At 69.9% G+C, this 10,139-nt stretch carries 9 protein-coding genes; all 9 read right to left on the reverse strand.

Going from position 1 to position 10,139, the window contains the following annotated elements; all coding sequences use genetic code 11:
* Positions 1–10: 10 nt before the first annotated feature.
* On the reverse strand, positions 11–1,048 hold the full coding sequence (locus tag ACTOWL_RS21760) for a 2-hydroxyacid dehydrogenase (protein ID WP_441323375.1): 1,038 nt from the start codon (positions 1,046–1,048) through the stop codon (positions 11–13).
* Complete coding sequence (locus ACTOWL_RS21765) at positions 1,045–2,604, reverse strand: FGGY-family carbohydrate kinase (protein WP_441323376.1); 1,560 nt, start codon at positions 2,602–2,604, stop codon at positions 1,045–1,047. The genes ACTOWL_RS21760 and ACTOWL_RS21765 overlap by 4 nt, the downstream gene beginning before the upstream one ends.
* Positions 2,601–3,743 (reverse strand): ABC transporter ATP-binding protein, encoded by a 1,143-nt coding sequence (locus ACTOWL_RS21770; RefSeq protein ID WP_441323377.1) that lies wholly within the window; start codon positions 3,741–3,743, stop codon positions 2,601–2,603. Before ACTOWL_RS21770 ends, ACTOWL_RS21765 begins: the two co-directional genes overlap by 4 nt.
* Before the next feature lie 9 nt (positions 3,744–3,752).
* Positions 3,753–4,835, reverse strand: coding sequence for an ABC transporter ATP-binding protein (locus ACTOWL_RS21775; RefSeq protein WP_441323378.1), 1,083 nt, complete (start codon positions 4,833–4,835; stop codon positions 3,753–3,755).
* A gap of 5 nt (positions 4,836–4,840) precedes the next feature.
* A complete protein-coding gene (locus ACTOWL_RS21780; protein ID WP_441323379.1) occupies positions 4,841–5,701 on the reverse strand; it encodes a carbohydrate ABC transporter permease in 861 nt (286 codons plus the stop codon).
* A gap of 13 nt (positions 5,702–5,714) precedes the next feature.
* Positions 5,715–6,638 carry a carbohydrate ABC transporter permease gene (locus ACTOWL_RS21785; RefSeq protein ID WP_441323380.1) on the reverse strand — a complete coding sequence of 308 codons (924 nt, stop codon included), beginning with the start codon at positions 6,636–6,638 and terminating at the stop codon, positions 5,715–5,717.
* Between the two features lie 118 nt (positions 6,639–6,756).
* Positions 6,757–8,193, reverse strand: a complete 1,437-nt coding sequence (locus ACTOWL_RS21790; RefSeq protein WP_441323381.1) for an extracellular solute-binding protein — start codon at positions 8,191–8,193, stop codon at positions 6,757–6,759.
* Positions 8,194–8,221: 28 nt separating this feature from the next.
* Positions 8,222–9,205 (reverse strand): sugar-binding transcriptional regulator, encoded by a 984-nt coding sequence (locus tag ACTOWL_RS21795; RefSeq protein ID WP_441323382.1) that lies wholly within the window; start codon positions 9,203–9,205, stop codon positions 8,222–8,224.
* Between the two features lie 144 nt (positions 9,206–9,349).
* Positions 9,350–10,139 (reverse strand): ATP-binding protein (locus ACTOWL_RS21800; protein ID WP_441323383.1); only part of this gene is annotated, 790 nt, incomplete at its 5' end.

The following is a 10,139-nucleotide window of genomic DNA, read 5'->3' on the forward strand; positions in this document are numbered from 1 at the left end:
TTCCTAAGGGTCAGCAGAGGCGGAGCAGGGGCTCGCCGGCGAGGTAGCGCCGGACGTCCTCGGCGATCTGGCCGGCGGCATAGGTGACTGTCTTCACCGAAGCGCCGGCGATGTGCGGGGTCAGGGTGACGTTGGGCAGCTTGAGCAGCGGCCAGTCCTCCGGCGGCGGCTCGACCGCGAAGGTCTCCAGCATGGCGCCGCGCAGCTTGCCCGAGACCAGCGCGTCGTACAGCGCGTCGTAGTCGACCAGCGGGCCGCGCGCGGTGTTGACGAACACCGCCCCGTCCTTCATCGCGGCGAAGGCCTCGGCGCCGATCATGCCGGTGGTCTCGGCGGTGACGCGCGGATGCAGCGTCACCACGTCGCTCTCGGCCAGCAGCGTCTCCAGCGCCACCTGCTGCACGCCGTCGGCGCTGTCGGCGGGGTCGAGCTGGACATAGGGGTCGGTCACCAGGATGCGGCAGCCGAAGGCCTTCAGCAGGCGCACCACCTTGGCCCCGACATGGCCGTAGCCGATGACGCCGACCGTCATCTCCGACAGCTCGCGGCCGGTGAGGTCGGCGCGGTACAGGTCGCCGCGCCAGTTCCCTTGCGACAGCGCGGTGTGGCCGCGGGTGATCATCCGGGTCTCGGCCAGGATGGCGCCGATGGTGAACTCGGCCACCGCGCTGGCGTTGCGGCCGGGGGCGTTGACCACCTTCACGCCGCGCGCCTTGGCCGCCTTCATGTCGATGTTGACCGGCCCGCCGCGGCTGACGCCGACCAGCTTCAGCCCCGGCAGCCGCTCCAGCATCCCGCCCGAAATCGGGGCCAGATGGGTGACCAGGATCTCGGCGTCGCCGATGAACTCGACGATCTCGTCCGGATCGCCCATGAACTCCTTCAGCCCGTCGAGGCCGGTGCCGGCATAGCCATGCACCATCGGCTCGTCCGGCCAGGGCTGCTCCAGCGTCCGGATGTCGAGCGCGGTCGGAATTTTCTCCAGCGCCTCGACGAACAGGCTGGGCAGCATGAAGCGGTCGCCGATCACGGCGATGCGTCGGGTCATCCTTCGGTCCTCAGGTCTTCCAGGGCGTGCCAGATGGGGCGCAAGGCGCGGTAGCTGGCGCGGTACTGCGGAAACAGGCGGTCGTAGGTCGCGACCAGCGCCGGGTCGGGCGGCTCGGCCTCGGCCAGCAGCGGCGTCACCCAGCGGGCGCAGGCGGCGTCGATATCGGGCAGGATGCCCAGCGACAGCGCCGCCACCATGGCCGCGCCGGCGGCGCCGACCTCCTCGCGCTTGACCAGGCGGATCGGCGCGTTGGCGGCGGCGGCGACGATGCCGCGCACGGTGGCGCTGCGTGCGGCGCCGCCGGCCATGCGGATCTCCGCCGGCGTGCCGCCCACCGCCTCGTAGCAGTCGCGGGTGGCGAAGCCGAGGCTCTCATAGATCGCGCGCATCAGGTCGCCGGCGCCGGCGGTGCCGGACAGGCCGATGACCGAGGCGCGGGCGGCGCTGTCGACGAAGGGTCCGCGCTCCCCTGCTTCGGCGATGAAGGGGTGGTACAGCAGCCGCCCCGGCTTTGCCGCCGCGGCCTTGGCGTCGAGCAGCCGGATCAGGTCGGAGCGCTGCGGCAGCGTCGCCCCGGCGGCGGCCGCCACCTCCTCGACCACGCCGCACAGCCAGTCGATGTTCAGCGTCGCCGCCATGTTCGAGACCATGGAGACGTAGCTGCCCGGGACGATGAACGGCATGGTGTAGCCGACCTCCTCGCCCAGGGTCACACGGTCTGCGCCGAACACGAGGCGCATATGGGCGCCGGTCGAGCCCAGCACGGTGAAGCCGGCGCGGCCTTCCGGGTCGTAGAGGCCGGAGCCGAGGGCGCCGCACAGCAGGTCGACCGGGGCCAGCACCACCGGCGTGCCGGCGGGCAGGCCGGTTGCGATCGCGGCCTGGGGTGTCAGCGCCGAATTCTGGCGGGCGCCGTCGACCATCGGCGGCAGCAGCCGGGCCTCGTCCTGCAGCCCGAACAGCTCCAGCACCTCCGGCGCGTACTCGCGTGTCCGATAGTCGCCAAAGGTGAAGGTGCCTTCCGAGACGTCGGTCGCCCGCTCGCCGGTCATCCGGAAATACAGCCAGTCCTTGCAGTGGAAGGCGGTGGCGGCCCGGGCCAGCGCCTCCGGCCGGTGCCGCTTCAGCCACAGCAGCTGGCCGGACTGGTTCGACATGTTCAGCATGGTGCCGGTGAAGCGCTGCACCGCCTTGGCCGTGCCGCTCCGGTGCAGCGCGGCCACGATCGGGCCCGACCGTCCGTCATGCCACAGCATGGCGCGGCCGACCGGCTCGCCGTCGCGGTCGATCAGCCAGGCGCCGTCGCCCTGGCCCGTCACCGCGATGCCGGCGACACGCAGGCCGCGCGCCTCCAGCTTGGCCGCCAGCTCGCGCAGCACCAGCGCGGCGTCGTCCCAGGTCTGGCCGAACTCCTGCTCCATGCCGGCGCCGTCGACCGGGATCGTGGTGTTCGGCCGCGCCGCATGCTCGACCGGCGCACCGTCCAGGTCGAAGGCCACGGCCTTGACCACCGAGGTGCCGGAATCGAGGCCGATCAGGACGTCCTTGCTCATGCCGCCGCCGCCACGGCCGGGCGGCCGCCATGGGCGATCGCCATCTCGCTGTCGCTGTCGAACAGGTGCAGCGCCGAGTCCGGCAGGGCCAGCGCCAGCCGGGTGTCGGGCGCGGCCTCCAGCGCCCGGTCGGTGACGATGGTCAGCTGCACGCCGTTGACGTCGAGCGCGATGTGGCTCTGGTCGCCCAGCCACTGGTTGGCGGTCACCGTGCCTTGCAGCGCCGTCTCGCCGGGACGGGCGGCGCCGACCCGGATCTCATGGCCGCGGATGCCGAGATGGACCTTTCCGCCCTCGGCCAGGCCGGGGCCGGCGTGGGGCAGGCGGAAGGCGGCCGCGCCGGCCTCGCCTTGCACCTCGACCGCCAGGCCGGCATTCTCCCGCACCACCCGGGCCGGGAACAGGTTCATCGGCGGCTCGCCGATGAAGCCGGCGACGAACAGGTTGGCCGGGCGCCGCTTCAGCTCGGTGGGCGAGGCGAATTGCTGCAGCCGCCCGCCCTCCATCACCGCGATGCGGTCGGCCAGGGCCAAGGCCTCGGTCTGGTCATGGGTCACGAAGACCGTCGTCATCCTGTGCTCGATCAGATAGTCCTTGATGCGCGCCCGTAGCACGGCGCGCAGCTGCGGTTCCAGTTGGGACATGGGCTCGTCGAGCAGGGACAGTTGCGCCCGCCGCACCAGGGCCCGGGCCAGGCTGACCCGCTGCTGCTGGCCGCCGGAGATCGCCTGCGGATAGCGATCCAGGATGTCGCCGATCTCCAAGAGCGCCGCGACATGGGCCACGCGCTGCTGCACCTCCGCTTTCGGAATCCGGTCGCGCAGCAGGCTGAAGCCGATGTTGTCGCGCACGGTCAGCGGCGGGTACAGGGCATAGCCTTCGAAGGCCATGGCGACGTTGCGCTCGGCCGGGCGCAAATCGTTGATCACGCGGTCGCCGATCCGGATGGTGCCTTCCGACACGCTCTCGAACCCGGCGATCATGCGCAGGGTCGAGGTCTTGCCGCAGCCGGAGGAGCCGAGCAGGCCGACCAGCTCGCCATCACGAAGTGTCAGCGACACGGCGTCGACCGCGCGGATCGGGTGGGCCAGCCGCGGCCCGTAGATCTTGGAGACGGCGTCGAGCGTCAGGGTTGCCATCGGGGCTCCTCAGGCCGTCGCGGCCGGCAGGCGGGCGCCGGTCTCGCGGTCGAAGCACAGCGCGCGGGCCAGGTCCGGCCGGGCCCAGGCGCGGCGCCGGCCGCGGCCGAGATCGTCGCTCTGGTCCTCCGGCCGGCTGGCCAGGATCTCGGTGCCGTCGGCGGCGCGCAGCAGCATCACGGTGCGGACATTCAGCGGCGTCACCGCCTCCAGGTCGACCGGCACCGCATCCTCGGCCGGCTCGAACCGAACCTCGACATCCTCCGGCCGTAGCCCGACCAGGCAGGGTCTGCCGGCGGGCACCGCGGCCGGCGCCGGGAAGGTGGTGCCGGCGATGCTGATGCGGCCGTCCTGCGCCGCGGTCTCGATCAGGTTGATCGGCGGGTCGCCGAACAGCCGGGCGATGCGGGTGTCCTGCGGCTTTCCATAGATCCCGGCGGGGGTGTCGATCTGGCGGAAGCGGCCGTCCAGCAGCACGCCGACCCGGTCGCCCAGCGCCATCGCCTCCTTGTAGTCCTGGGTGACGTAGAGGACGGTGGCGCCGACGGCGCGCAGCAGGCGCGGCAACTCCTGCCGCATCTCGTAGCGGATCTTGGCGTCGACATTGCGCAGCGGGTCGTCGAGCAGCAGGACGGAGGGCGAGCACACCAGGCTGCGGGCCAAAGCGGTGCGCTGCTTCTGCCCGTTCGACAGCTGCTTCGGCAGGTGGTCCAGCACATGGCCGATGCGCAGCAGCTCCGCCACCTCTCGCACCCGCTTGCGGATCTCGGCCTCGCCGGTTCGCCGCGCCCGCAGCGGGCTGGCGATGTTCTCGAAGGCCGGCATGTGCGGGTACAGGGCGAAGTTCTGGAACGCCATGCCGACATCCCGCGCCTCCGGCCCCTGGCCGAGGATCGAGGCGCCGCCGATGCGGATGTCGCCCGCCTCCGGCTGCAGGATGCCGGCGATCAGGCGCAGCAGCACCGTCTTGCCGGCGCCGGACGGGCCGAACACCACCACGAACTCGCCCTGCTCGACCTGGAGGTCGAGGCCGTCGAGGATGCGCGCCTTGCCGAAGCTTTTGCCGAGGCCGGTGATGTCGAGGAAGGCCATTTGCGTCACCCCTTCACGGCGCCGAGGCTCAAGCCCTCGACCAGGTAGCGCTGGGCGTAGAGGGCCAGGGCCAGGGTCGGCAGAATCGACAGCACCAGCGCCGCGGCGATCTGGCCGTAATTGATGCCCGAGGCGGTGATGAAGGCCAGCGCCCCGACCGTCACCGGCTGGATCGAGCTCGACCCCAGGATCAGCGCGAAGATGAAGTTGTTCCAGGCGAAGATGAAGGCCAGCAGGGCGGCGGCGGCGATGCCGGGCCGGGCCAGCGGCACCGCGATCTTCAGGAAGGTGCGCAGCCAGGAATGGCCGTCCAGCCGGTAGGCGTTCTCGATGTCCTCGCTGATGTCCTCGAAATAGCCGCGCACGATCCACAGGATCAGCGGCAGGGTGATCAGTTGGTACACCCAGATCAGCCCGATATAGGTGTCGCTGAGGCCGAGGTCCTGGAAGTACAGCTGCAGCGGCAGCAGCACCAGCAGCGGCGGCGCGAAGCGGAAGGACAGCATGGTGAAGGCCATGTTCTCACCCAGCCGGAACTTGAACCGGGCGAAGGCATAGGCCGCCGGCACGCCGAGCAGCAGCGACAGCAGCACCGAGCCGGTGCTGAGGATCAGGCTGTTCAGCAGGTTCTGCATGTAGTCGATCTTCAGCGCGCCGACATTGGTGGAGAGCTCGCCGGCGATCAAGGCGGTGTAGTTCTCCAGCGTCGGGCTGAAGATGACGCTGGGCGGGTTGCGCAGGATGTCGGCGTTGGTCATGAACGACATCAGCGCCACCCAGACCAGCGGGAACAGGAAGAACAGCGCCACCAGGGCCAGCAGCACGCCGCGGAGGATCCGGCCGCCAATGCCACTTGCATGGTTCATGGCTTGCCTCCCGTCAGGCCCGGCCATGCGCGCGGGCGCGCAGGCGAAGCCACTGCTTGATGAAGACGTTGCTGAGCGCGAAGGTGATCGCCCACAACACCATCAGGATCGCGGCCGACCGGCCGATATTGGTGAAGGTGAAGGCCTCGAGATAGGCGCGGATCTGGAACAGCATCAGCCGGTCGCCCGGGCCGCCCTGGGTCATGGCGTAGACGATGTCGAACTGCTGGATGCTGTCCAGCATCCGGAACAGGCTGGCGGTCAGGATGTAGGGCAGCAGCATCGGCAGGGTGATGCGGAAGAACACGAAGCTGCGCGGCACGCCGTCCAGCTCCGCCGCCTCGAAGGGCTGGCGGGGCAGCGCGCGCAGGCCGGCCAGCAGCAGGATGGCGATGAAGGGCGTGTAGACCCAGGTGTCGACCAGCACCACGGTGAACATCGCCGAGGCCGGGTCCGACGCCCAGCGGAAATCGGTGAAGCCGAGGCTGCTCACGAAGTAGCTGAGGATCCCGAAATTCGGGTTGGTCATCAGCTTCCACATCAGGCTGGCGATCGCCGGCGCCACCATCAGCGGCAGGATCAGCAGCACGCTCATCAGGTTGTTGATCAGCGAGCGGCGCACCAGCAGCAGCGCGATGCCGAGGCCGAGCAGCAGCTGCACGCCGACGGTCAGCACGGTGTAGGTCAGCGACGCCTGGATCGTGCCCCAGAACCGCCCGTCCGAGAACAGGGCGACGAAATTGTCGAGCCAGATCATCCTGCGCCCGGCCGGAAAGGCCAGGTTGTAGCGCTGCAGCGAGTAGTACACGGCGGTGGCGAAGGGGATCAGGATCCCGATCGTCACCAGCAGCGCCGGCAGGCTCAGCAGATAGGGCAGCAGGCCGGGGCCGGTGCTGCGGCGTGGTCGGGGCGCGGTGTCGGCGGCGATGGTTGCCACGGGTCAGGATCCTCTCGGAGACGGTCGCTGAGCCCCGCCCCCGCCGGGGGAGAGAGACGGTGGGGGCGGGGCTGCCGCGCGGACCGGCGGGGCGAAGGCCGGTCCGCACGGAACGGCGTCAGTCGGCCAGGCCGGCGTCCTTCAACTGCTGGTCGATGAACTCGGCCAGCTGGTCCAGCCCCTCATCGACCGGGATCTCCTTGGCATACATCTTCTGCAGGCTGGCCGCCCATTCCGTGGTCAGGTTGAAGAACAGCGGCTGCGGCGTGAAGTAGATCTTCGACCCGGCGGCCGAGGCCTTGTACTGGTCGAGATAGCCGGGATAGTCGGCCAGCCGCTTCTGGAAGTCGCCATTGTCCCAGACCGACTGGCGCACCGGGTTGACCAGGTCGGCCTTGGTGGCGCCGAAGGTGGTGTGCTCGGTGCCGCTGGCCCATTGCACGAAGTACCAGCCGGCGTCGGGCTGCTGCGAGAAGGCGCTCATCGCCAGCGACCAGATCCAGACATTCGGCGTCGGCGCCGCGGCGCCCGGCTTAGCGCTGAACGGGTGGTAGGCCAGGTTGCCGGCCTCCTTGGTGCCCCGGTTCTGGAAATAGCCCAGGATGTCGGCGTCGAAGATCATGGCCGAGGCGCCGGCGCCCAAATCGTTGCCGACCTCGTACCAGGTGTAGGTGGTCCAGTTCTTTGGCCCGCCCTTCTGGATCATCTCGATCCAGAGCCTGGTGAACTCCTTGGACTCGGCGCTGTTCATCGCCGCCTTGATCTTGCCGTCAGTGACCGCGAAATCCTTGCCGCCGTAGTTGCTCAGGCCCGACAGGTAGCCGGGATGGATCGTCGCCCAGCTGCGGCTGCCGCGCACGCCGATGCCGTAGAAGCCCTGGTTCAGCGCGCTCAGCTTGCCGGCCTGGTCGACCATCTCCGGCAGGTCCTTCGGCGGCTTCATGCCGGCGGCGTCGAAGATCCGCTTGTTGTAGGCGACGCTGTTCAGCTCGAAGCCCCAGGGCACGGCCCATTGCTTGGCGCCGTCGCCGCCCAGCGGCTCGCCCGGCACGCCCGACCAGGCGGTGGAGGCGCGCAGGCCCGGCAGCACGTCGTCCCAATTATAGGCGGCGGCCGTCAGCTCCGGGTTCTTGATGTACTGGTTCATGTCGACCAGCCAGCCGGCCGGGCCGTACTGCCAGGTCTGGTAGGCGCCGGTCATGAACACGTCGTATTGCGGCGACTTGCTCGACAGGGTGGCGGTGACCTTGTCGAAATAGACGTCCTCCGGGAACACGTCGTAGCTGACGTCCAGGCCGGTCAGCGCCTTGAAGTTGTCGAGGTTGGCGATCATCGCATCCGTGTAGGGATGCTTGTTCAGCAGCAGGCTGATCTTCTTGCCGGAGAACTTCTTGAAGTCGGGGCCGGTCGCGGCCAGCGCCCTGGTGCCGGCCTGGTTCAGCATGAACCCGGCCGCGGCGGCGCCGAAGCTCAGCTTGGCGGCCCCGGTCATCAGCTCCCGCCGTGAGATCTGGCCTGCGGCATGGCGGTCGAACAGATCGGTCGTGCGCTTCATCGGTGGTCCTCCCAGGACGTGTTGATTATCAGCTGGTCTCGCGCAGGCCCTGCCGCCGCGGCGGCGGCCGGGCACCCCGGCGCGCGGCCATGGCCACCGCCGCGGATTCGTCGATGATCAGGTCGGTCACCAGGCCGCTCGCCAGCGCCGCGTTGATCGCGTCGGCCTTGATCGCGCCGCCGGCGATGGCGACGACGCGGCGGCCCTTCAGGTCGTCCAGCCCGACGCTCAGCGCCCGGTCGTTGACCTCGGAGGCGACGCGGCGGCCCTCGGCGTCGAGGAACTGGGCGACCAGGTCGCCGACCGCGCCCTTGGCCCGCAGGTCGTCATATTCCTCGCGGGTCAGCACGCCGGTCTGCAGCATATGCGCCTGCGGCCCCAGCTCGCCGACGCCGACCAGGCACAGCGTCGCCCGGTGGGCCAGGGCCAGCACCGCCTGGACGCTCTTCTGCGACAGCATCACCGCCTTGTCGCCCAGGCTGTCGGCCGCCATCGGCACGGGCATGAAATAGCCCTCGCCGCCGGTCTTGTCGGCCAGGCGCTGCACCACGTCGAACGGGTTGGCGGAGGATTTGCGGGTCAGGCTGCCCAGCAGCGACACGAACTTGGCCTCGGGCGCGGCGATCCGCGGCAGCCGGTTGACCAGCGCGGCCAGGGTGCGGCCGTGGCTGACGCCGATCACCTTGTCGCCGTCGGTCTCGAGATAGCGGGAGAGATAGGCGGCGCCCTCGGCGCCGAGCGCCTCGAAGGGCTGGTCCTCGTCGTCGATCGAGGGCACCACGCGGCAGAAGCCGAGGCCGTAGCGGTCGATCAGCCCGTCCTCCAGCTTCAGGCATTCGGCCGGGCGGCCGGCGATGTGGACGCTGACGAGGCCCAGCTCCTCGGCCAGCGAGATCAGCCGGTGCACCTTGACCCGCGACACGCCCAGCCGATCGGCGATCTCGCCCTGGGTCAGGCGGCGCACATAGGACAGCCACGCGGCGCGCGTGGCCAAGCTGACCTGGTCGTCCATCCCGTCGATCCAGCTCCGTTGCCCGGCGTGTAATTTTTTACACTGACTGAACAGAATTTCATCGTGGCGCGGATCGCCGCCGCCGTCAATCCTCGGAGGGGACAGGTTCGCGGGGGTGTTCGAGGACCGGTGAAAGGGCAGCGATCAGCCGAGGGAAACCACAGCCAGCTCGTCCCCAAGCTCCCGGGCGGCCGCATCCACCACGTGCTGGTGGTGGGTGAACACCACCATCTGCACCCTGTCGGAAATCGCCGCCAACGCCTTCAGGCCATGCGCCGTTCGCGCCTCGTCGAAACTGGCGAAGATGTCGTCGACGACGAACGGTGCCGGCTCCGCCCGGTTGGCGTAGGCATCAAGGTAGGCCAGGCGCAGCGCCAGGTACAGCTGGTCCCGGGTGCCCTCGCTCAGGCCCTGGATGGGAACGGTCCGGCCGTCCGGCCGGCGGCCGACCAGGCGCGGCGTGTCGCCGTCATCATACTCCTGGACCACGCCGTCATAAGCGCCGCCGGTCAGCATCGCGAACAGCGCTCCGGCCCGGGCCAGGAGCGGATCTTCCTGGATGGCCCTATGGCGCTCCACGGCGGCGCCGATCATCAGCGCTCCGATCTTGCGCACCGCCCAATTGCGGGCCGCCTCGACCAATTCGGCTTCCGCATTCCGCCGCTGCTGCGCCGCGATCTCGGCGCCGACACCCTGTTCCAGCTCGGCACGGCGGCGCACGGCCCGATCCTGCTCGGCGAAGGTCTCCTGGGCGGCATGGTCCAGGGCCTCGTCCTCCTGGGCGAGGCCCTGCAGGCGTGCCTCGGCCGTATCGGCATCGAACTCGGCCAGGGCGGCCCGCAGCGAGGCTTCGTCCAGCCCGTCCGATTGCAGGACCAGCTGTCTCCGCTGCTCGGTGATCGCGGTGGCCAGGCTGTCCCGTTCCGTCCATCGG

It is taken from the genome of Inquilinus sp. CA228, assembly GCF_052078665.1.
In the GTDB taxonomy this organism is placed as follows: Bacteria; Pseudomonadota; Alphaproteobacteria; order DSM-16000; family Inquilinaceae; genus Inquilinus.

Coding starts and splice junctions, on each gene's coding strand:
- ACTOWL_RS21760 (WP_441323375.1), bottom strand. CDS start 1,048: ATGACCCGACGCATCGCCGTGATCGGCGACCGCTTCATGCTGCCCAGC.
- ACTOWL_RS21765 (WP_441323376.1), bottom strand. CDS start 2,604: ATGAGCAAGGACGTCCTGATCGGCCTCGATTCCGGCACCTCGGTGGTC.
- ACTOWL_RS21770 (WP_441323377.1), bottom strand. CDS start 3,743: ATGGCAACCCTGACGCTCGACGCCGTCTCCAAGATCTACGGGCCGCGG.
- ACTOWL_RS21775 (WP_441323378.1), bottom strand. CDS start 4,835: ATGGCCTTCCTCGACATCACCGGCCTCGGCAAAAGCTTCGGCAAGGCG.
- ACTOWL_RS21780 (WP_441323379.1), bottom strand. CDS start 5,701: ATGAACCATGCAAGTGGCATTGGCGGCCGGATCCTCCGCGGCGTGCTG.
- ACTOWL_RS21790 (WP_441323381.1), bottom strand. CDS start 8,193: ATGAAGCGCACGACCGATCTGTTCGACCGCCATGCCGCAGGCCAGATC.
- ACTOWL_RS21795 (WP_441323382.1), bottom strand. CDS start 9,205: ATGGACGACCAGGTCAGCTTGGCCACGCGCGCCGCGTGGCTGTCCTAT.